The organism is Deinococcus taeanensis, assembly GCF_020229735.1.
Lineage (GTDB): Bacteria > Deinococcota > Deinococci > Deinococcales > Deinococcaceae > Deinococcus > Deinococcus taeanensis.
Genome location: NZ_CP083456.1, coordinates 132,879 through 154,331, shown reverse-complemented (window position 1 = coordinate 154,331; position 21,453 = coordinate 132,879). Strand labels below are relative to the sequence as shown.

Sequence of the window (21,453 nt, the reverse complement as noted above, 5' to 3'; positions counted from 1 at the left end):
GCCTGACCCCCTACTGGAGGACCCATGGAATACATCAAAAAAGCGCCCCCCCAGCCCACCGCCGTCACGCAGGAAATCCAGGAGACCGTGTCGCGCATCATCGCCGACGTCGAACGCGACGGCGTGGACGCCGTGCGGCGCTACAGCGAACGCTTCGACGGCTTCGCGCCGGGCGAATTCCGGCTGTCCGACGCTGAGATCCAGGCCCAGCTGTCCACCCTCGACGAGCGGGTCACGCGCGCCATCGACTTCAGCATCGCGCAGGTCAAGCATTTCGCCGAGGCGCAGCGGCGCACCCTGACCGACTTCGAGGAGGAAACCCTGCCCGGCGTGGTCATCGGGCAAAAGCAGATCCCGGTGCAGGCCGTGGGCGCCTACATCCCCGGCGGCCGGTACCCGATCCTCGCGTCGGCCGTCATGACCATCGGCGTGCCGAAGGTCGCGGGCGTGGGGCGCATCGTCGCCTGCGCCCCGCTGCAGCGCGGCACCGGCCGGATCAATGCCCTGCAGCTGTACGGCATGCTGAACAGCGGCGCCGATGAAATCTACGCGATCGGCGGCGCGCAGGCCATGGCCGCCATGGCCTTCGGTCTGGACGGGGCCCCGCCCCTGGCGGCCGTGGACATGATCGTCGGCGCCGGCAACGCGTACGTGGCCGAGGCCAAACGGCAGCTGTTCGGGCAGGTGGGCATCGACCTGCTCGCCGGCCCGACCGAGATCTGCATCCTTGCCGACGACGCCGCCGATCCTGAGTTCGTGGCGGCCGACCTGCTCGCCCAGGCGGAACACGGCGTCAATTCGCAGTCCGTGCTGATCACCACCTCGCGCGCGCTGGCCGACGCCGTGACCCGCGAAATCGACCGGCAGCTGGCGATCCTCCCCACCGCCGACGCCGCCGGCGCCTCCTGGCGCGACTATGGCGAGATCATCCTGGTCGACTCCGACGAGGAGATGGTGCGCGTCTCCGATCAGGTGGCCTCCGAGCACCTGGAAGTGCAGACCCGCGACCCCGACTGGTTTCTCGCGCGCCTGAGCAACTACGGATCTCTGTTCCTGGGCCGCAACGCCACCGTGGCGTACGGCGACAAAGGCATCGGCACCAATCACGTCCTGCCGACCGGCCGCGCGGCCCGCTACACCGGCGGCCTGTGGGTGGGCAAGTTCATCAAGACCGTCACCTGGCAGCGGGTCAGCGACGCCGCCAACCACACGGTCGCGCCGCCCTTCATCACCATGGCCGACACCGAAGGCATGGTCGGGCACGCCGACTCCATGCGCCTGCGGGTCCGGTAACCGGGCGTGGACCGGGTGCTGCCGCTCGCCGCGGTTCAGGCCGCCCAGGCCGCGCCGGGTCAGCCGGTGTCGGCGTTCGCCGAGGACGCGCAGCGCGTGGCCCGGACCTTCCCCCAGGCGCGCCTGATCGTCTACCCGGAGCTTCACCTGCACGGCGGAGCGGACACCGCCGAAACCTACCGCGCGCAGGCCGAAACCCTGCGCGGGCCGCGCGTGCGCGACCTGGCGCAGCTCGCCGGCGACCTGGGCGTCTGGCTGCTGCCCGGCAGCGTCTGCGAGACCGGCCCGGACGGGCAGCTGTACAACACGGCGGTCGTGCTGTCCCCGCACGGGCGCCTGGCGGCGTTCTACCGCAAGGTCACGCCCTGGCGGCCGTACGAGCCGTTTGACCCCGGCGACCGCTTCGTGGTGTTCGACCTGCCCGGCGCCGGGCGCGCCGGACTGAACATCTGCTACGACGCCTGGTTTCCCGAAATCACCCGGCACCTCGCCTGGATGGGCGCGGAGGTCGTGTTCAACCTCGTCCGGACGACCACCTGCGACCGCACCCAGGAAATCGTGCTGGCCCGCGCGAACGCCATCATGAACCAGGTCTTTGTCGTGAGCGTCAACGCGGCCGGGCCGGCGGGCACCGGGCAGAGCCTGATTGTCGATCCCGAAGGCCTCGTGCGGGTGCAGAGCGCCACGGAAGCGACGGTGCTGAGCGACGTGCTGGACCTCGGCCACGTGGCCCGCGTGCGCCGCTACGGCACTGCCGGACTGACCCGCCCCTGGGCGCAGTTCAGGCCCGGGGACGCCCCACTGGCCCTGCCGCTGTACGGCGGCGCGGTCGTCCCTGAGCGCTGGGCCGCCGCCCCGGACCCCGCGCCGTCCGGTCCGGGCGACCCGGCGCCGCCGTCCACCAGGTAGAGCTGGCCGTGCTGGCCGGCACCCGCCGGCCCTCTCAGACGGGCCGGACCCCCCGCCCGACCGCCGGCGCAGGCCAGGTGGCGTACGCTGCCGGTGGTCCGCCGGGCCGCGGCGGAAAGGGTGACCCGGGCCAACCGGTCTGCCGCGGGTGGGCTCACGAACGCCCAGCGGGCCGCCCTGGCCGCCCAGGTCCGCCCGCAACGCCCTGGGCCGGTGCGGGTCGCCTTCGCCTTTCTCCAGTGGGAGCGCCGTCAGCGGCCCGTACACCGCCCGGAGGCCCGGGGGCCGTGAGGCCAGGCCGCCCGGCGTGAGGGCCATGTTCCGGGCAGGGCGGCTCTGCTCTCTGCTCCGGCGCTCACGGGTCCGGCGCTCATGGGCCCGGCTCTTACGGGCGCGCGTGTCGGTCCGGGCCTGCGGCCGGGACCGGCGGGGCCGCCAGGCCCAGCGCCAGCTGCGCCGCCCGCTTCTTCGCGGCGTCCAGAATGTCGGCCCTGGCCGCGGGGTTCAGGTCCATGCCTTCAGCCACCACCACGTTCACCTCCGTGACGCCCAGGAAGTTCAGGAACAGCCGCAGGTGGGTCGTGGAGTGCACCATGCCCTGCCGGGCGGCGTCCGTCCAGATGCTGCCGCGCGATTCGAGAATCACGGCCCGTTTGCCGTGCGCCAGGCCCACCGGGCCCTGCGCCGTGTACTGAAAGGTGCGCCCCGCCACGGCAACGGCGTCCATGTACGCCTTGACCATGGGCGGGTAGCCGAAGTTCCACATGGGCGCAGCGAACACGATCACGTCCGCCGCCAGGAACTGATCGACGAGGGCGCTCAGCCGCTCCACCTTGCGGCGCTCCTGTGCGCTCAGCGCCTGCGTGGCCGCCAGTTTGCCCCAGCCGGTCAGGACGTCCGCGTCGATGAGGGGGACGTCGCCCGCGTAGAGGTCCAGGACGCTCACCTCCGCTCCAGGCTGCGCCTCCTGGTACGCCCGGAGAAAATGGTGTCCCAGCTGCAGGGCAGTGGAGTGCCCGGGACCTTTGGGGTTGCCCTGAATGAACAGCACACGGTTCATGGTGCCTCCAGGTGAGCGTCCGGCCCGCTCTGAGCCGACCCAGGGTCAGATTAACACTTCCGGGCGGGAGGGGACTTGACCGCGCGGCGGGAATCTGCTTAACCGCATCTTGATGCGGGGGCCCGGCGTGTGCCGGGCGGGCGTCCGCCAACCTGGCCCGCCGCTCAGTTGTGTCCGCCCGGGCGGGGTGACTGGCCGGCCTGATGGAGACCAACCCGAAGGGGCCGCCCGGGCGAACGCTTCACCGCTGCCCTGTTCCGGCCGACTCCTGGGGCCTTCAGCACCGCCCTCAGCCGGTGCACACCTGAGCCGTCACGCCGGGCTCACGCTTGTTCAGCGTTCTGGCGGTGGTGGGCCGCGCTGCCGCCGCCCGCTGTTCAGGCGGCCTGCGCTGAAGCCCCCAGACGCCGGTGAAGCCGGTCGGCGGCACACCAGAGGCGACAATGCAGCCCCGAAGGGCCGGTCAGGTGAAGGCACTGGGTGCCTGAAGAGACGCTAAAGGGCTTCCGCTCTTGCCTTTGTGCGTCTACCACGGCAATCCTGGGAGCAGGAGGGCCCATGACCAGCACACTCCGCGACCTGCTTACCGACCCTGGCCTCCTCTTCACGCCTCTGGACGACCGGCCCGCCGTCGAGTGGGAGGACCAGGAGTGGTGTGTCGAATGCGAACAGTACGTGCCGGAAGTGATCATGGACGTCTGCCTGACCTGCCTCGAGAACACCTCCATCTGACCGGAAGGCGACCCGCTGGCCTGTGGGGCCGCGCCGTCGACACGCCTCCGAAGGGGGCGTGGACCACCGTGTGAACCCAAGCGCCCACGCCGCATGCAACTGGCAGCATGGGTTAAGCTGCACTGGTTCGACTGCTCAGTCGCCGGGCGCCAGTTCCTCGTACGTGATCTCCACCACCCGCCGGAACAGGCCCTGAAGGCCTTCAAGGGCAGAGCGGCACGTCACGGTCGCGCTGAGATCCAGGTGCGCGGTCAGAGCATCCAGGGCGCGCAGCGCGTCCAGATCCACGCGCTCCTGCTGCCAGGCGCGTTCCAGTCCGGCCGTGAGGATCAGCGACTGCGCGCGCCGCTCCAAGGTCCAGCGGCTGGTGGGCGGCTGCTCACTCAGGCACGCGCGCAGTTCGGAAAAGAGAGCCAGCGCGCTGGGCGTCAGCGTCTGCCACTGGGCGCGCGCCCGGTTCATGGCTGCGTGGCCGCCCAGGTGTCGGTCGGCCGCACGCCCAGGGGCAGCAGGTCCGTGGTGTCATTCATCCGCAGGGCCCGCCAGCTCAGCCCGAACTCCTGTACGCACCACCGGTCGGCCGCCTCGGCGCTGCTCAGTTTGGCCTGCGTTACCGCGGCAGACAGCTCCACCAGGCCGCCCGTCCAGGTGTTGAGAGCCTCGTCGCCCTGTAGGGTCAGCGCGGGCAGCGTGCCTGGACGAGCCGACCAGGCCGGCTGGAAGCAGGCCACGGGCCGGGCGCGGTCCTCGCCCGTGACGACCGTCAGGTGAAGCAGGTGGCCGTCATAGCTGACTACGGCCGGCACCGCGGGGGAGAAGCCGCCTTTGGGTGGCTCAGGCTGGAATTCGGCAAGGTCGTCCGCCGGCCGCTCGGCCGCCACTGGAAGTTCCGCGGCCGGTGCGGGCAACACCCAGGCGCTCAGGGACAGCCGACCGCACGACGGACAGATATCCGCGTTCTGGGCCTGCAGGGAAGCCGGTGCGTCCGGATGCGGGGCGGTCGTGGTGGCGCAGGAGGCGAGCAGGGCAGCGAGGGGCAGCAGGGCCGTCAGGGCAGGCAGTGTCTTGAGCATCATGGGGTCCTCTGGCCTTCAGCATGCACAGCGAGGTGGGAACGTTCAGGGAACGCGCCTCACGACCCGGCCGGCGCCGCGCGCAGCGCCCGGATTGCGGCGGGAAGCGGTTCGCCGTACTCCTCACGCAGCGTCCGTTCGTAGCTCTGAACGGCCAGTTCCAGCGGACCAGGGTCACCCAGGGCGTGCAGCGCCAGAATCAGCCCTTCGTGGGCGCCAGCCAGCAGCGGCTCCACGCGCAGCAGCGTGCGGTACGCTTCGGCGGCCTGCGCCGCAGGAAGAGCGGCCGCGCCGGCCAGCAGGACGCTCGCGGCGCGCTCAGCCTGCGCCTGCCGGTACCGGGCGGCCCACTCGGTGTCTGTTCCCGGCAGAAACGGTTTCAGCGCGCCGGGCGTCACCGGCCCGTGCACATCCACCTCGACGGTCAGGCTGCGGTCCAGCCGGTAGCGGCCGTCTGCATACGGCAGCGGGTCCAGGCCGTCCGGGAGATGAGCGCGCAGGGCGGCCCGCAGGCGGCGCACCGTCACGCGGAAGTACTCCACGTGCCGCTCCTCCGCTGATCCGTCCCACAGGGCCGTGACCAGCTCATCCCGGGAACCGGATCCATGAAGGGCCAGCCACGCCAGCAGTTCCCGCGCCTTGGCGAGCCCCACCCTGACCGGCCGACCATTGATGGCCGCGCAGCAGTCACCCAGGGTGATCAGCTGCAGCGTGTAGGCCGAGCCCGCTGCGGGCGCCGGGCCGACCGGCACGCCGGCTTCCAGGCCCAGGGCCGCCCGGGCACGCTGCCGGGTCTCCGCGTCGGGTTCGTCCGTCAGGTCCGCCTCACGCAGCCGCAGGGGCGCCCCGCTGGCCTGGGCACGCAGCAGCGCCAGCAGAACTCCCGATTGCCCCGGCGCCTCCTCCTGAAGCCAGTCGCGGGCTTCGTCCGTCTGCCCCTGGGCCAGCAGCACGTCCGCCAGGGCCACGGTCAGGCCGGCGCCGCCAGGATGAATGCTCGCCTCGCGCGCCACCGCCAGCGCCTGACGCAGGATCTGCTCGGCCGCCCCAAGCTGCCCCAGGCGGCGCTGCACGGTGCCCAGGAGCCGGAGGCGGCGCAGCTGCAGGACCGCGGCGTCCGGCGGCAGCCTGGTGTCCAGGGCGCCCAGTGTTACCGCCAGGACATCGCTCGCCTCCCCGGCGCGCACCGCGAGTTCCAGTTCATCCAGGTGCAGCCCGGCGGCGCGGCCCTGCCACCCCAGTGCCTCGTACGCCGCGCGGGCGCGGGCCAGGGGACGCGCCGCTTCATCCGGCGAGCGCGTGCGCTGCCAGGTGATGGCCTGCAGATGCCACGCTTCGGCCTGACGCACGGCGTCCGTGCCCCGCTGCGCCCAGCGGCGCAGGCGCTCGGCGGCCCCTTCTGCCTCGGCGTGGTGTCCGAGTCTCAGCGCGGCCTGCACGAACGGCCAGTACAGCGCGGGCACGGTCGGGCCGTCCAGCGCTAGACCCTCGCGCGACAGGGCGTACTGCCCGTCCGTGTCGCCCCGGCGGCCCCGGATCATCGCCAGGGACGCCAGGCCTGACGCACTGAGCGTGCCCGCGCGGCGCAGGGCTTCCAGAGCCGCCTCGCCCTGCGCGGCCGCGCCGGTCTCGACCTGCGCCCACGCCAGGCGCTCCTGCAGCGCCGGACTCAGCGTTTCCTGACTGAACGCCTCGAGCAGGGCGCGCGTGCGGTGATGCTCGCCCCGGTCGCGGTACAGTTGCACGAGCGGTTCCGCCACCCGCAGGGCCAGCGTGGGCTGCGCCGCTTGCAGGTACAGCGCTGCGGCCCGCTCCGCGTCGCCGCGCGTTTCGGCCAGGCCTGCCGCGGCCAGCTTCACGGCGGCGGCGCGTTCCGGCTGCCGGGCCAGCTGGGTGGTCAGCACGCTCACCAGCAGACGGTGAGGCTGAAACGTTCCGCCGCCCAGCGCCGTGACGGGCAGGCCGGCGCGCTGCACGGCCTGCAGCCAGCCTGAAGGCAGCTCGGGCGCCAGAACCGCGGCGTCCGCGTCGGTCCACAGATCCAGCGGCGAGAGCAGCGGCAGCGCCGCGCGGAGCTCAGGTGGCAGCGTGCCGAGCGCTTCGAGCACCAGGTCATCCGCGCGGGCATGCCGCGGCGCGCCGTGGGCGGCCAGGGCCAGCCCCGCGGGCCACCCGCCCAGGTGACGCAGGTCCTCAGCGGGCGCCGGCGCGCCGCGTTCCTGCAGGTACGCCTCGGTCTCCTGGACGGTAAAGGCCAGATCCGCCGTGTCCAGCACGACCGCCTGACCGTCCGCGATCCGCCGCGCGATCCGCAGGCCGTCGGTGCTGTACGTGCTGATCAGCAGCCGGTGCCCCTCCTCCAGAGCGTCGGACAGCCGCGCGAGCCACTCGCGCTGCGCGTCGCTCTCGACGTTGTCCACGATCAGATCCACACCGTCGTTCAGGGTGGAGAGCGCGGACGTCAGCAACTCCAGCAGCGCGCCTGGCGGCGTGCGGGGATCCAGCTCAGTCAGCGCCGCCAGGCCCGCACTCTGCGCGAGGCGAGCCGTAATCTGCCCTGGCCCTTCCTGCCCGTCGGTCAGGCGACACCACGCCACGCGCCGCGGCGTAACCCGCGCGTACTGCGCGAGCAAGGTGGTCTTCCCGTAACCCGACGCGGCGGCCAGCACGATCAGCGGCGCGTCCAGCGAGTCGGTCAGCCGGGCCAGCAGGTGAGTGCGCGGCCGCTCGAACCGAGCGGCCCTCGGCACCGCCGAACGACGAGGAGCAGAAGTCATGGATGCCCGCAGTCTACCGCGCTCCCTTCAGCGGAGCTTCAGCAGGTGCCCGCCTCAGGGAACCGCCCGCCCTTCCCTGATCGTTCCCGGAACAGCCCGCAGTCTGATGGCGTGAACGACAGCGCCGCCCGGGGCCGCCCGGCGGCCCCCGCTGCCTTCCCGCCCCCTTTCCCTCTGGAGCTGCCATGAAACACTTTTCCCTGCCCGTCCTCAGCCTCACCGTTCTTCTCGCCTCCTGCGGCACCCAGCCGACCCCGGCGGCCGGCCCCCAGTCTGGGCGCACTGCCCTGCAGCGCCCCGCCGACCTGGCGAAGGCTGGCCCTCGCCTGCACAGCAGCAGCGTCCTGCCGGTCAGCGAGGCCTGGCGCGGCATGACTTGGCGCGTCCTCGACCAGCAGGGCGGCGTGGTGCGTGTCGGCGCCGACGAGGCGACAGATCCCTACGCCGGCGACACCAGCGCCACCGCCGACCTGCCGCTGCTGTGCCTCAATCAAGATGGGCGCGCCGCACCTGAAGGTCTGGCGCTGGACTTCTACAACGGCTGGGCCGGCGGTGAGGTCCGCGCCACGCCACCCGTCAACGGCACCGCCCTGACGTCGCGCAAGGCGGCCGACACCTTCTGCGCCACGGAATTCGGCGCGAACTGGCGCATGGCCGAATTCCACGACGGACAGGTGGACGGCCAGAAGGGCGGCTGGCGCTTCTATGCCAGCGGCCAGCTCAACCGCGAAGCCCGCTTCTGGGTCGCCATCGACGATCAGAACGCCAACCCCTGGAATTCCGATGGTGAGCGGCCCGACGCGGTCATTCCCGACACCACCCGCGTCCTGGGTGAACAGGACCGCGCCGGGCTGCTCAGCGCCTCCGACGACGGCCGCACCCTGGTCTTCCGCAGCGACAGCCCGGTCCTGAGCAGTTTGAAAGAAGGGATGGCCCTTGTCAGCCGCCCCACGGAAACGGCGCCCGCCGGCTTCCTGGGCCGCGTGAGCGCCATCGAAGTGCAGGGCGAAACCACGCTTGTACGGACCGGTGAGGTTACCCTGGAAGAAATCATCCAGGACGGCGACCTCGACGCTGCCGTAGCTCTGGACTCCAGCATGATCGACTACGAGAAGTCTGGCAGCGCCATCCAGGCACAGCAGCAGAAACTCAGTGCGCAGAAGACCTTCAACTTCTTCAGCTTCAGCAAGACGCCGTTTTGCCTGTACGACCACGCCAGCCGCAACCTCGGCTGCGACGACGGCGCCGCCGGCGGCCTGCGCAGCCGCGTGCCCAGCACGAACTACGTCACGCTGGACGGCGAGTTCAACGCCCGCGCCGACGCGTTCATCAACGCCAGCATCCGCTGGTTCAGCCTCAGGCACTTCGACGTCGGCGTGGAGCTCTCCGAGAACGCCCGAGTCACACTGGACGGCAAAGGGTCGTACAGCTGGAATGTCAACAAGGACCTCACGCAGTGGCAGGTGGTCTTCTCGCCCATCACCTTCTTTATCGGCCCGGTCCCGGTCGTGATCACGCCCATCCTGGTGCCCACCGTCGGAACCGACGGGCAGATCACCGCCACCCTCCGCTATGAGGCCACGCAATCCTTCAACGGCCGCTACGGCGTGCAGTACAACAAGGGCAGCGGCTGGAGCGGAATCAACAGCAACAACTGGACCTTCAATGCGCCGCCTGCGCCCACCGTGACCGGCAGTGCCCAGCTGAACGCCTCCCTCGGCGCCAAAGGGGTCCTGGCGTTCTACAGCGCCTCCACCAGCGGTCCGCACGCCTTCGTGCACGCCCGCGCCTTCGCCGAGGGGCAGGCCAACGCGACCTTCACGCCCGGTCAGGGCGGCAGTTACTCCGCGTATCTCGACGCGGGGGTCCGGGCTGACGCAGGCGTGGCCTTCCCGCTCGTTACCTCCAGCACCTGGCAGACCCAGATTGTCGACTGGAAACGCCGGATCGGCAGCTGGAGCGGCCAGATTCCTGGCGGCGGCCCAGTCGGCCCCAGCACCGCCTATACCAGCATGACCCTGAACTTCACCTCGGTCTACGGCGACGTCGAGGTCAACACATACGATCCCAACACCGGCGCCACCACCCAGATCGGCACGCTCAGCGGCAACGGCACCCTTGATGTGATCGGCGCACTGAACCCGGCAGGCGACACCATCATTCAGGTGTCCAGCATCGCCAGGCGTTCCTCGGGCATTTTCGGCAGCTACCGCCGCAACATCGACATGTCCGTCACCGCCAACGGCCGCACTGTGTACGATCCCGCACCTGCCGGCTGCACCAGCTGCCACTCCGCCCAGGTGTACCAGTTCACCGTCAACAAAGCCAACGGCACCATCACCTGGTAAACCGTCTGGGAATGCTGACCGGCCCGCGGGCGTGTCCCTGCAGGCCGGTTTGTAGGTCCTGATGTGCGCCGTGTCTGCTGGCTGGGCGTGTCAAGGGGGTCTGGCAGGGGAACAAGGGATGAGCTCGGCGTGGCGGCCGGCTGGACCCGCCCCGGTTTTTTTCGCTGCCCAGAGGCATCATGACCTCGCACTGCACTGCTGGCCTCATTCATTCAAGAGGTTTGTTCGCTCAAACAGCGGCGCCTGAGCCTGGTTCCACAATTCCATCACGCGTCAGGGGACCGCCCTGCCGTCCAGCTCAGGATCATCAACGAGTGACCCAGAGTCGTGCGGTCCGCAGGGCCCGGCCCTGAATCGACTATGGAAAGCAGGCCCTCTCGGCGTTGCTGTTCGGATTCCCGAGCGCCGCCGTGATACATAGGCCAGCACGAGGGGTAGCTCATCAGCCATTGGCAGCGGCAGGTTCATGACCTCCCGGTCAAGCGAAGCTCCGCGACCGCAGTGAATCGCGTCCGGTGCAGGCGGCTCACGGATTGGGCCAGCATGTCACTCTCTGCAGAAGGCGTACCGGCAAGATCAACCGGGGCGACCTTTTTTGCTCAAGGCAGAGCAATGCGCTCCTTCAGGCTTCCGGGAAATGACGATCGATGACATCTGCAAGACCCCGTTTACGCCACGCCATGACTCGCTCGGGGCGCCCTTCACTGTGGACAGCGGGGTGGACGCGTCCCGGGCAGGCGGGGTTGCTGCGCACGGCAGCCGTCTGGCCATGACGATCCGCTGCGCGCGAACACTTCTTGTACCGGCAGCCTCCGTTGCCGGAAATCTTAGGTTTTTGATCGACTGAGACGCTGCCAGCCATTTTCTGGCTGTGACCACATTTTCGGTAGGACGTCGTCCTGGCGATGGTCCCGGGCAGGAGCGTGAACCAGAGTGACCTGTGCGCTCACCTGCCCGGGACCATCGCTCTCGACGCGAAGCGACGCCGGGTGGCATGAGGTTGCCGGGATTCTCAACTCGCCGAATCCTTCCTGCTGCCCATGCTCCCTCCCGGGACACTGCTGTTCTGCATGGACCGCACCATTTGGGAACGCGGAGATTCACCACTGAACCTGCTGGTGCGTGGCGTCGTGCTGCACAGATAAGCGGTTCCGCTCGTCTGAACGGCCCTTGAGCACGACGGTAGCAGCGGCACGGTCAAGCAGATGCGGCCGGTGTCCAGGCTGTTGAAGGCCCTTCCGGCGCGCCGGTGGAAGGGCCTGGTCGCGGATCGGGGGTTCATTGGCGGGGAATAGTTTCGGTTCCTGAGATGATAAGGGGATCAAACGGGCGACTCGTATCCGGAACAATGCTGTGGTCAACGAGCGGCGCGTGGATGCGTAGTTGGGTGACCTGATGGTCGGTGAGGTGAGCTGCCTCGCCGAACGCGCCAACGTCTACGGCGCGATTGCCACGGATTTCAGCGTCTGGGACGTTTGCATGCTGTACTGGGCTCGCTGGTCTGTGGGGTGCACTTTCACCAGCCTTAAGGTCGGTGGGTTCGATCTGGAGCGCACAGTCATCACCCAACCCGACCGTCTGGAACGCCTGTTCGGGCTGGTCATCCTGGCCTGGGTCAGTTGTCTGCGGGTCGGTGTGTGGCGCCAGGCGGAGCGCCCAATCACGGTGAAGACTCATGGCCGAACGGCCATGAGTCTGGTGCGGTACGGCGCAGAGCAACTCTGCCATGCCCTGTGCTGGGAGCGGCCCGAGTGACCCGGAATGATCAGGCTGTTGAGCGCGCCTTTTCACGCTTCAGGCGCAGCTTGAAGGCAAGATGTCCGGTACAGGGCCGGCAGACCGTTGAGGCGCCCCGGCCTGGAATGGCTGCCGCAGGCTGGGTCACCTTCCCCTGATCAGGCAGGAGAGCAGCCGTCGCCATGACCGGCCATCCGGAGCACTCGGCCCTGTTGCCGTTGCTCTGGGGTTCCGCCTGGAGGGAATTGGTCGAGCGCGGCGGCCGGCCCCGGCGTGGCTGCAGTGAGGCCGTGGCGACGGGAGGTCACTCTTCCCAGGTGAAATTCCAGATGGCCCAGCTGGACCGCCCGTGGTTGTGGACGGCGGAGGCGAAGGTGTTGGCCCAGGTGTTGCAGGTTCCGCGCACGAGCCAGGTTTTAGCAGCGCAGATGCTGAGCATGTTCCTGAGAAACTGGTCGTCCACTTCGCGCCGCAGGGCGTCGTGGTTTACCAGGGCGGTCTGCCCGCTGGCCACCTGCGCCTCGTTGGCCACGCGACCCACGTTGCGGTACGCGAAGTCATGCAGGCGGCAGGCGGGCGCAAAGGTCTCGCTGTACAGCGCAGTGAAGCCCAGCGTGGCGATGTCGGCGTACCACGGCGACGAGCAGCCGTCCTCGCTCCAGTTCAGGCCGGCGTGCGGCGTGACGAGGATCTGCAGGTTGCTGGCCGTGGTGGGCGTGGGATTCTGCATGAAGGCCAGCGCGAGGTTTTTCTGGTTGGGATAGTGCTGGTTGCGTTCCTGACTGTAGGCGGCGGCGCTGCTCAGCGAGACGTTGACGACGTAAGCGGCGCGCGGGCTGATGGTCGCCACCTGCGCCAGGTTCCAGTAGCTATAGCTGGACCCGCCTCCGCCGGTCGGCGGGCAGTCCAGGCTGGTGGCGTCGCAGATGGGCTCCTCCGGGAGCAGCAACTGCGCTTTGACGGGCGCCAGTGCGGTGGGCGCGTCCGGCGCGGCCGTCGTGCCGCAGGCAGACAGGAGCGCAGCACACGCGGTCAGCAGCGCCAAGTGAGGATGGGTGGAACGGACAGAACAGAAGGTGCGGTGCGGCAGGATGGACATGAGCGACTCCTTGACGGCGCCTGGAGGCGACGGGCACCGGTCCTCCGGACCGGTCTGCCTGAAGTCTGCGGACTCACCCGGGAACAATCAGGGAAAGCCCGGGTGTTGAGTCAATGCTCTGGTCGCGTGCGCCGCGTCTCCTGCGCGCCAGTTCTTCGCCGCATCCACGCACCAGGACCTCAGCGGACGTAGGACGCGCCGTTCAGGTCCAGCGTGGCGCCTGTCATGTGCCGGGCCAGTCCCGACGCCAGGAACGCCACCGTGTTCGCCACCTCCTCCGGGGGCACCACGTCCCCGAGAGGAATCTCCCGCGCGATCTCCTGCGCGTGCTCACGCAGGTACCCTTCGGCCATGTCGGTGCGGACCCAGCCCGGCGCGACCGCGTACGCAAGGATGTTGTCCTTCGCGTATCCCCTCGCGATGGAGCGGGTCAGGGCAATCACGCCGCCCTTGGAGGCCGCGTAATGCATCGCGTTCGGGTTGTCCCCGCGGAAGGCCGCCCGGCTGGCCACGTTGATGATCGTGCCGCCGCCCTGCGCGCGGAAAGCCACGATCGCCTCACGGCACAGGTCCGCGAGCGCCACGAGGTTCACCTGCAGGGTCTGCGCCCAGGTGGCCGTCCAGGCGTCCAGCGGGTCGTCCACCGTCACACTCGGGGCAACGCCCGCGTTGTTCACCAGGACGTCCAGCCGCCCCTGCCACGCTGCCGCTTCCCGGAACAGCGGCGCCGCGGCGCCCGGCCGGCTGAGATCCGCGCCGAGCGCGACGGCCCGGTCGTGCCCCAGCTCAGTCACCAGCGCCTGCGCCTCGGCGGCGTTGCGTCCGTAATGCACGATGACCTGCGCGCCGGCGCCGGCAAGCGTCCGGGCGGTGGCCGCCCCGATGCCGCGCGACCCGCCGGTTACGAGTATGACCTTCCCCGTCAAGTTCAGCATGACGTCCATTGTGGGGCCTGGGCGGCCCGGAGCGCGGCCCGTGGAGCGCGTGACGCCCAGGACAGGCCGGGTCAGCCGCGTGCGGCGGCCCTGACGTTCAGCCGCGCCGCCGGTCCCGCACGGTTCCCGTGCTCCTCTGGGAGACCTGGGTTCATCGCGGTCGGGAGGCGGCCTGCGGCGCACCGGTCAATGCCGCGGACGTGCCCCGGACCACCGGCGCCGGGTGAACCCGGCTTCCCCCGCCGGGGGCTGGGGCAGGCCCTGCGGGTCATGTACGGTGGGTTCATCTCTGGAGGTGGCATGACGGCACTTATGTTCTGTTTCCTGTGTGCAGTGCTGAACGTTCTTCTCATTGTCGGCACGTCCACCAGCGATGTGCCGCCCATCACCGATGACGAATGGGAAGACTGGAAGGCGCTGAACCGGCCGCGTGGTCCGCAGGTTCCCCGCCCGCAGTCCTGAATTTCCGCCGTCCTGCGGGGCGTGCCGCGTTCACCGCCTGCCTCAGGCCCGGTCCTGGGGCGGTGCCTGTTGCCTGGGCGCGCAAGCGGTGTCCTCGCCCTGACCGCGCCGTTGGGTTGCGCCCTGCGGGTGGAGGCCAGGGCCGCTCCGGCTCGTCACGACCCTCACGGAGGAGGCGATGGGCCTGTGGTGGTGGCCGTCCCTGACGGCGTGCCCGGGGTTGATGCGCGGGGCCCGCGGCCCACTGCCCTGAATCCTGTGAGCCCCGGCGGTGGAGCGGAGTCCGGCAAGGACGCGGGGCCCGTGGCCCCAGGCGCCTGCGCCGCCCACCCAGGCCGGGCCTGCACGCCAGAGCCGCGGCAGAGGGTCGAGCGCCCTTTGCGCTTGAGCGCGAGACGCGGAAGGGTTCCGGTGACGCCCCCGGGTCAGCCCACGCGCCGGCGAACTCCGACTGCGGCGTCCCTGCGCCGGTCTGCGCTCCCCTTACTTGGCGACGCGGTTGCGCCCGCCGGTCTTGGCTTCGTACAGCTTCGCGTCCGCGAGGGAGATCATTTTCTCGTGGTTCGCCACACTGGTGTCGGCGCAGATGCCGAGCGAGAGCGTGACCCGCAGGTCGTCGTGGATGTCTGTCCAGTCATAGTGTTCGATGTTCGCGCGGATGCGTTCGGCCGCTTCGGCCGCCTGCTGCAGCGTCGAGTTGGGGAACAGGAAGAGGAACTCCTCGCCGCCGTAGCGTCCGATCAGGTCGTCGGCCCGGCAGGTGTCCCGGAAAATCCGTGCGACGCGCCGGAGCACTTCGTCGCCGACGGGGTGCGAGAACCGGTCGTTGATCTGCTTGAAGTGATCGATGTCGACCATCAGGATGGCCATGGGAAGCTTCGAACTGCGGTGGCGTTCGAACTCGATGGTGACGTTCTCTTCGATAAAGCGGCGGTTGTAGACGCCGGTGAGGGCGTCCTCACGCAACTGGCGTTCCAGGATGCGGGACTGTTCCTGCAGGGCGGCGAGCAGGGCGGATTTTTCGCGGCTGGCTTTTTCCAGGGCGACGTTCGCGCTGGCCAGTTCCACGCTGCGGACCTTGTACATGTCCGCTTCGGCCTGCGCGCGTTCCACCTGGTACTCCACCATCAGCGCCATGGCGCGCTGCGAGTTCTCCTGCCGGTAGATTTCCAGGTCGAGGTGGTGCGCCACGCTGAGGTGACCGACGACTTTGTCGAGCGCGCCCATCTGCTGGGCGACCCCGGCGAGTGAGCGGTGCGCCTGGGCGGCGACGCGTTTGATGCCGTGGGTCTCGGCGGTGGCGCGCGCGTCGTCGAGCAGTTCGGCGGCCTGTTCGGGGAAGCCGTTGCTGCTCAGGCCCATGCCGAAGTACAGCGCCGTCCAGGCGCGCACTTCGGCGGGGAACCCCACGTCTGCCTGCAGCATGTTCCAGGCGTCGTGGTGCAGCGTCCGGGCGTCGTCCCACGCGCCGAGCGCGTCGTGCGCCCGGGCGACGAGCGAGGAGATCACGACGTCCATGACGGTGTTTTGAGTCGCGCGCGCGACCTGCAGGCTGCGCTGGCCGTGCAGGAGGGCCAGCTCGTTGTTGGCGGTTTCAAGGTAGGCGTCCGCGAGGTTGTACGAGGCGTTCACCAGCCCCTCGTTGTTGCCGACGGTTTCGGCGATCTGAACGGCTTCCAGGAAGCAGGTGATGGCCTTGTCCCAGGACTCCATGTTCTTGTAGAGGATGCCGAGGTTCGACAGTGCCTTGGCCTCGCCGCTCGGGTCCAGCAGCTTTCTGGACAGCTCCAGGCCCTGCAGGCAGTACTGCACGGCGCGCTCGGTGTTGTGCAGGCTGGCGTACACCTGGCCGAGAATGTTGACACAGTCGCGTTCCAGCTGAACGTCGGCGGCCTGTGTAGCCACGTGCTGCGCGCGGGTCAGGTGATCCATGGCCTGCGGAATGTCATTGAGGTTGACGTGGGCCCACCCGAGGTTCCGGTGGGCGTACCCGCAGCCTTTCAGGTAGTCGTGCTGCTCGGCGATCTCCAGTGCCTTGCGGCTCTGCGCCTGGAAAACCTGGAGGTCCTGGTAGCGGGTCTGCCACGTCTCGTCAATCAGTGCGTCGATGTGCCTGACGGCGTGCGCGGGCACGGTGCCTTCCACCCGGGCGGGGCGCGTGGGCCGTGCGCTGGACCGGACCTCTTCGTAATGGGGCACGCCGAGCTCGAGTTCCGCGTGCTGACTGGACAGGTCACTGGTGTCGGGCAGCAGCGCAGCCGCGTTGGTGTTCAGGAGGTCGAGGAAGGCGCTGACGATGTCAGGGTCGAACTGTTTGCCTGATTGCGCTTCGATCTCCGCGCGGGCGTCGTCGTGCGTCCAGGCGCCCTTGTACGAGCGTTCGGTGGTCAGGGCGTCCCAGACGTCGGCAACGGCGACGAGTCGGCCGGTCAGCGGGATGTCCGTGCCGGACAGGCCCTGCGGGTAGCCTCGTCCGTCCCAGCGTTCGTGGTGGGACAGCGCGATTTCCTCCGCGACGCGCATCAGTTCAGAGTGTCCGCCCTGCAGCACGCGCGCGCCGATGGTCGTGTGGTGCTTCATGATCTCGAACTCTTCAGGTGTGAACTTGCCGGGTTTGAGCAGCACGGCGTCGGGCACACCAATCTTGCCGACGTCGTGAAGGCGTGCGGCGAGGCGGATCAGTTCGGTCTGCTGGCGGGGCAGCTTGAGCGCTTCGGCGAGCTTTCCAGCGATGTGGCCGACGCGGTAGGTGTGCATGCCGGTCTTGTCGTCCCGGTACTCGGCGGCGATGCCGAGGCGCGTGAGGATTTCCAGTTGCGCCTGTTCCAGCGCCAGGGTCCGCTCGCGCACTTCCGCTTCGGCCTGCTCCTTGGCCTGCAGGGCGACGTCGTTGAGCTGGCGGTACATGTCGGCCTGGTGCCGCGCCTTTTCCAGTTCCAGCTGATCGGTCAGCTTGCGCAGTTTGCGTTCGCTGTCGTCGCGGAACAGTTCCCTCTGGAGGGTCGCGACCGTCTGGTAGTGCGGCACGGCCTCGTCCGAGCAGCCGGTGGCATGCAGGCAGTGCGCGAGGCATTCGTGCGCTTCGAGCGCCTGGCGCTTCATGTGCGTCGTTTCGGTGAGGTGCACCGCCTGCCGGAGGTACTCGATGGCTTCGCGGTAACTGTGCTCCTGGTAGCCCAGTGAGCCGAGGCCGATCAGCACGTTGGCCTGACAGGGCTTGTCGTCCAGGCTGGTGGCCAGGGCGTACGCTTCGTAGAAGGTGGCCCGCGCGAGTCGCGGTTCGCCCGCGCGGGTGTAGGTCTGCCCGAGCGTGTCGAGAATTTCGGCTTCCTCGTGCCGCATGCCGTTCTTGCGGGCGACGCTCAGCGCGCGGTGGAAGGCGTCGAGCGCGGCTTTGTGTTCGCCCTGCTCGCGGTACACCAGCCCCAGTTCGTTGTGGCCGGCGGCGATGCTGACGGTGGTGCCGGCCCGCTCCGCAGCTTCGACGCCGCTCACCAGGGAATGCACGGCTTTGTCCAGGTCGCCGAGCTCGCGGTAGACCTTGCCGATGTTCACGAGGCACATGCTGAGCAGGCCGTCCAGGGAGAGCTCTTTGGCGCGCAGGAACTCCAGGCAGTTCAGGAAATGGTCGAGCGCCTGCAGGTAGTCGCCCAGCGCTTCGTAGATCAGCCCGAGGTTGTTCAGGCACTTGGCGTGCCCTTCGAGGTCACCCTGTTCGAGGCGGAGGTCGGCGGTGTGCTGCAGCGCCTGAATGGCCTCCGGGTAGTTGCCCTGTCGGAACAGCACCATGGATTTCAGGTGCAGGGTTTCGGCGCGGAGCGGCGTGAGGTCCAGGTCGCTGGACAGGGTGATGATTTCCCCGCACAGTTCCAGGGTCTGCGCAATCTGATCCAGGGCGAGGGCAACGCGCGCGCGCAGCAGCAGCGTGTCGCAGTACAGGTCGACGCGTGAGGCGCTCAGGTATTTCTTGGCGGCCTGCTGGGCGTACGTGTCACTGTGCTTGAGCTCGCCCAGGGCGTGTTGGCACAGGGCTTTGGTGTAGAGCGCGTCCGCTTCCCCGAGCACGTAGCCGAGATCAAGCGCCTGATGGTACAGGTCGCTCGCCTGCTCCGCCGCCCGGTGCGGGTCACGCGCAATGTCTGCGCGTGCGGCCACGTTGAGCTCGTCCAGTTCGGCGTGACGCGTCAGGCTGGGCGTGGGGGGTGCGGGGGGGGTGCTGGCGCTGGAAGTGAAAGTCATGCGGTCCTCAGGGGGGGAGACAGTCGGCAGGCGGAGCAAAAGGGAGAAACTGACGCGGCGGAATAGGGGTTCTGTTGTTGTGGGGAGCGAGGTGCGGACGAAGCCGTCCGCACCTCTGAAGCGCTTACTTGAGGCTGTTGAGGAAGGTTTCGGCGTCGAGCAGGCCAAAGCCGAGGGTTTTCTTGCCCATCGCGAGCAGCAGTTCGGGGTTGTTCAGGCCGACGTTCTGCTCGGCCAGCTTGAGCTTCTCGGCCAGCTGATTGACGTTGCCGGCGCTGTACGCTTCGGCCAGGGCCAGGGCGAGCACGCCCGAAACGACCGGCGTGGCGAACGACGTTCCTGTCACGGCCCGGATGTCCCCGCCGGGGTAGGTCGTGACGATCCCGGACGCGGGGGCCAGGACTTCCAGGTCGGCGCCGTAATTGGAGTAGGCGGACTTCTTGTTGTCGAGCTCGATGCCGCCCACCGACAGGCCCAGATAGCCTGTGAAGTTCGTCTGGAAGGCTTTGCGGGCGGGGAACAGGATGGGGTCCAGGCCCTGGTTCCCGGCGGCCATGATCACGTAGGCGCCTTTGAGCGAGGCGTACTCGATGGCCTTGCTGACGTCGCTGTCCTTGTCGGTGACGACGCTGACGTTGATGACTTTCGCTCCCTGGTCGGCGGCGTGGGTGATGGCCTTGCCGATGGTGGTGGAGTCCCCTTCACCCGAAGGCGCGAGCGCGCGGATGGGGAGGATCCTGGCATTGGGCGCGATCTGCAGGATGATTCCGGCGACGCCGGTGCCGTGCCCGTAGCCGCGGTCATTGACGGTGCCCATCTCGCGGGGGTCACTGTCGGCACTGATGAAGTCCCACCAGGTGCCGGCGGGCGTGAGGGTGCCTGCGAACGCCGGGTGGGCCGTGTCAATGCCGGTGTCGATGACGGCCACGGTCACGCCCGCGCCGAGGTTCGGGGCGAGGGTCTGCGCGCCGGCGAGGCGGATCTGGTTCCACTCGGCGACGTTGTTCTGCAGGGGGTTGGGCGTGCCGTCAGCGAAGGTGCTGGCCCACGCGCCGAACGAACCGCTGGCCCACGCGCCGAACGAGCCGCTGGCCCAGGCGCCGAACGAACCGCTGGCCCACGCGCCGAACGAACCGGCGGTTTCCGCGGTCGTCATTTTGACCCTCGTGAGGGTGGTCGTAGTGGCGCCCTGGGCGGTGAGGGTGTTCTCGATGGCGCTCGTCGTGGGTGTGCTTCCGCACGCGGCGAGCAGGGCGGTGATGCCGGCAAGCAGGAATGTGTGTTTCACGGTGCTGAACATGGTCATTGCTCCTTACCGGTAGAGGTCGGCGAACTTGAACGCGTTCAGCGTGCCCCGGCCGAGCTGCGTTCCGTACACGGGATCCTTGGCCGGCGTGGCCGTGGCCGTCATGTTGTTCAGAAGGTTCTTGACGTCGTCAGACGTCCTGAGGGGCGTGCCGGTGGACAGCACCAGCGCCACAGCGCCGGCCACCACCGGGGTGGCGAAGGAGGTGCCGGTGGCCTTGACCACATTGCCGCCGGGGAAGGCGGTCATGATCTGCTCGCCGGGCGCCGTGAACTCCAGGTTGGGGCCGTAGGGGCTGAAGGAGGACTTGTCGAGGTTGAGGGTGACGCTGCCGATCCCGACAGAGCTGTACCCGATCCCAGTTGTTTCCAGGGAGCGTGCGGCGGGATACAGGACGTCGCTGGTGCCCGAGTTCCCGGCGGCCGTGAGGACGGAGACCATTTTGCCCACGGCGTTTTTGATGGCGTTGTTGACCGTGGTGGAGTCGGTGGTGCTGCCCAGACTCAGGTTGATAACCTTGGCGCCCGAAGCGACGGCGTAATCGATGGCGGCAGCGACGGTGGCAACGTCCCCGCCACCGTTGCCGTCAAGAACCCGGATGGGGAGGATCGTGGCGTTCGGCGCAACCTGGGTGATGATGCCCGCCACCGCCGTTCCGTGACCGTAGGCCGCCGAGAAGGTGCCGTCGGTGTTCAGGTTGACGTCCTGGGGCACGTTGTCGCCGTCGAGGTAATCCTTGGCGTAGGTGGTATCGATCTTCCCGGCGAAGGCCGGGTGGTTCATGTCGATGCCGGTGTCGATGACCGCGACCTTGACGCCTTTGCCGAGCTCGGGCACCAGGGTCTGGGCGCCGCTGAGACCCACGAGGTCCCAGGTCGGGACGTTCTCCGAGAACGTGGTGGCGGTGCTGGTCGTGCCGGTGCTCCACGCGCTGTACCCGCTCGACCAGGCGCTGTACCCACTCGACCACGCGCTGTACCCACTCGACCACGCGCTGTAGCCCTGAGCCGTGACGCTGGTCTTGATCCTCCGGTCGTTGAGCTCAACGGCGAGGGCGCTGTCGTACTTGCCCTTGGTCAGTGTGTTGTTCACGAGGGTGGCGGTGCCGGCAGCCGGGTTGCGGGTGACGACGACGCCGCCGTACAGTTTTTCCAGATCCGCGGTGGTGAGGGTCGTCGGAACCTTGACCAGGTCGTGGAGGTACTTGTAGGTACTGAGGGCGGGAGTGGTGATGGCCTGCGGCTGCAGGCTCGCTTCAGGGCTGCCCGGGGTGACCGAGTTGCATCCGGCGAGCAGCAGCGCCGCGAGCACGGCGAGGGTATGAGGTGACCGGTTCAATCCGCGTTTCAGCATGTCCATTCTCGTTCTCCTTCCCGTGAAAGGGATCGCCCTGGGGCGTACTACGGAGCTCCGTCAGGGCGTCCGGTGTGATGAATGTAAGAGGCTTATGTGTCCGCTCTGTGAACATCAGAAGTTCTTATGC

At 68.8% G+C, this 21,453-nt stretch carries 16 protein-coding genes; 7 read left to right on the top strand and 9 right to left on the bottom strand.

The genetic code is table 11. The features are described 5' to 3' along the window. Positions 1–24: 24 nt before the first annotated feature. Together hisD and LAJ19_RS14415 are read left to right on the top strand one after the other, a co-directional pair. The gene (gene hisD, locus LAJ19_RS14420) at positions 25–1,293 is read left to right on the top strand and encodes a histidinol dehydrogenase (protein WP_225523562.1); all 1,269 of its coding nucleotides are present in this window, start codon (positions 25–27) and stop codon (positions 1,291–1,293) included. Positions 1,294–1,299: 6 nt separating this feature from the next. Then, positions 1,300–2,202, top strand: coding sequence for a carbon-nitrogen hydrolase family protein (locus tag LAJ19_RS14415; RefSeq protein WP_225523561.1), 903 nt, complete (start codon positions 1,300–1,302; stop codon positions 2,200–2,202). Between the two features lie 385 nt (positions 2,203–2,587). On the opposite strand, the gene LAJ19_RS14410 is transcribed toward LAJ19_RS14415, so the two are convergent. Further along, positions 2,588–3,262, bottom strand: a complete 675-nt coding sequence (locus tag LAJ19_RS14410) for an NAD(P)H-dependent oxidoreductase (RefSeq protein WP_225523560.1) — start codon at positions 3,260–3,262, stop codon at positions 2,588–2,590. 558 nt (positions 3,263–3,820) lie between these two features. On the opposite strand from LAJ19_RS14410, the gene LAJ19_RS14405 reads away from it, so the two are divergent. Beyond that, entirely contained in the window at positions 3,821–3,994 is a 174-nt protein-coding gene (locus tag LAJ19_RS14405; protein WP_225523559.1) for a hypothetical protein, read from the top strand. Between the two features lie 135 nt (positions 3,995–4,129). Here the strand turns inward: LAJ19_RS14405 and LAJ19_RS14400 are convergent, their stop codons facing one another. Genes LAJ19_RS14400 through LAJ19_RS14390 form a run of 3 tightly spaced genes read right to left on the bottom strand, consistent with a single transcriptional unit; the run spans position 4,130 to position 7,844 of the window. Next, a complete protein-coding gene (locus LAJ19_RS14400) occupies positions 4,130–4,456 on the bottom strand; it encodes a hypothetical protein (protein WP_225523558.1) in 327 nt (108 codons plus the stop codon). Further along, a complete protein-coding gene (locus tag LAJ19_RS14395; protein WP_225523557.1) occupies positions 4,453–5,070 on the bottom strand; it encodes a hypothetical protein in 618 nt (205 codons plus the stop codon). Before LAJ19_RS14395 ends, LAJ19_RS14400 begins: the two co-directional genes overlap by 4 nt. 56 nt (positions 5,071–5,126) lie before the next feature. After that, a complete protein-coding gene (locus tag LAJ19_RS14390) occupies positions 5,127–7,844 on the bottom strand; it encodes an AfsR/SARP family transcriptional regulator (protein WP_225523556.1) in 2,718 nt (905 codons plus the stop codon). A 185-nt stretch (positions 7,845–8,029) separates the two neighbouring features. Between LAJ19_RS14390 and LAJ19_RS14385 the strand changes: the two genes are divergently transcribed. The 3 genes from LAJ19_RS14385 to LAJ19_RS14375 all read left to right on the top strand — a co-directional run bounded on the left by LAJ19_RS14385 (position 8,030) and on the right by LAJ19_RS14375 (position 11,947). Then, positions 8,030–10,192, top strand: a complete 2,163-nt coding sequence (locus LAJ19_RS14385) for a hypothetical protein (RefSeq protein ID WP_225523555.1) — start codon at positions 8,030–8,032, stop codon at positions 10,190–10,192. Positions 10,193–10,829: 637 nt separating this feature from the next. Continuing rightward, positions 10,830–11,039: a hypothetical protein gene (locus tag LAJ19_RS14380; RefSeq protein WP_225523554.1), complete on the top strand. Its 210-nt coding sequence runs from the start codon at positions 10,830–10,832 to the stop codon at positions 11,037–11,039. A gap of 536 nt (positions 11,040–11,575) precedes the next feature. Continuing rightward, on the top strand, positions 11,576–11,947 hold the full coding sequence (locus tag LAJ19_RS14375; protein ID WP_225523553.1) for a hypothetical protein: 372 nt from the start codon (positions 11,576–11,578) through the stop codon (positions 11,945–11,947). Between the two features lie 286 nt (positions 11,948–12,233). On the opposite strand, the gene LAJ19_RS14370 is transcribed toward LAJ19_RS14375, so the two are convergent. Both LAJ19_RS14370 and LAJ19_RS14365 read right to left on the bottom strand, forming a co-directional pair. Beyond that, positions 12,234–13,028 carry a phospholipase A2 gene (locus tag LAJ19_RS14370; protein ID WP_225523552.1) on the bottom strand — a complete coding sequence of 265 codons (795 nt, stop codon included), beginning with the start codon at positions 13,026–13,028 and terminating at the stop codon, positions 12,234–12,236. A 179-nt stretch (positions 13,029–13,207) separates the two neighbouring features. Then, complete coding sequence (locus LAJ19_RS14365; protein ID WP_225523551.1) at positions 13,208–13,963, bottom strand: SDR family NAD(P)-dependent oxidoreductase; 756 nt, start codon at positions 13,961–13,963, stop codon at positions 13,208–13,210. 300 nt (positions 13,964–14,263) lie between these two features. Here LAJ19_RS14365 and LAJ19_RS14360 point away from each other — a divergent pair, with 300 nt between their 5' ends. Further along, the gene (locus LAJ19_RS14360) at positions 14,264–14,425 is read left to right on the top strand and encodes a hypothetical protein (RefSeq protein ID WP_225523550.1); all 162 of its coding nucleotides are present in this window, start codon (positions 14,264–14,266) and stop codon (positions 14,423–14,425) included. Positions 14,426–14,908: 483 nt separating this feature from the next. On the opposite strand, the gene LAJ19_RS14355 is transcribed toward LAJ19_RS14360, so the two are convergent. The 3 genes from LAJ19_RS14355 to LAJ19_RS14345 all read right to left on the bottom strand — a co-directional run bounded on the left by LAJ19_RS14355 (position 14,909) and on the right by LAJ19_RS14345 (position 21,329). Then, on the bottom strand, positions 14,909–18,664 hold the full coding sequence (locus LAJ19_RS14355) for a tetratricopeptide repeat protein (RefSeq protein WP_225523549.1): 3,756 nt from the start codon (positions 18,662–18,664) through the stop codon (positions 14,909–14,911). Positions 18,665–18,788: 124 nt separating this feature from the next. After that, entirely contained in the window at positions 18,789–19,964 is a 1,176-nt protein-coding gene (locus LAJ19_RS14350; RefSeq protein ID WP_225523548.1) for a S8 family serine peptidase, read from the bottom strand. Positions 19,965–19,976: 12 nt separating this feature from the next. Beyond that, positions 19,977–21,329 carry a S8 family serine peptidase gene (locus LAJ19_RS14345; protein WP_225523547.1) on the bottom strand — a complete coding sequence of 451 codons (1,353 nt, stop codon included), beginning with the start codon at positions 21,327–21,329 and terminating at the stop codon, positions 19,977–19,979. Positions 21,330–21,453 lie beyond the last annotated feature (124 nt).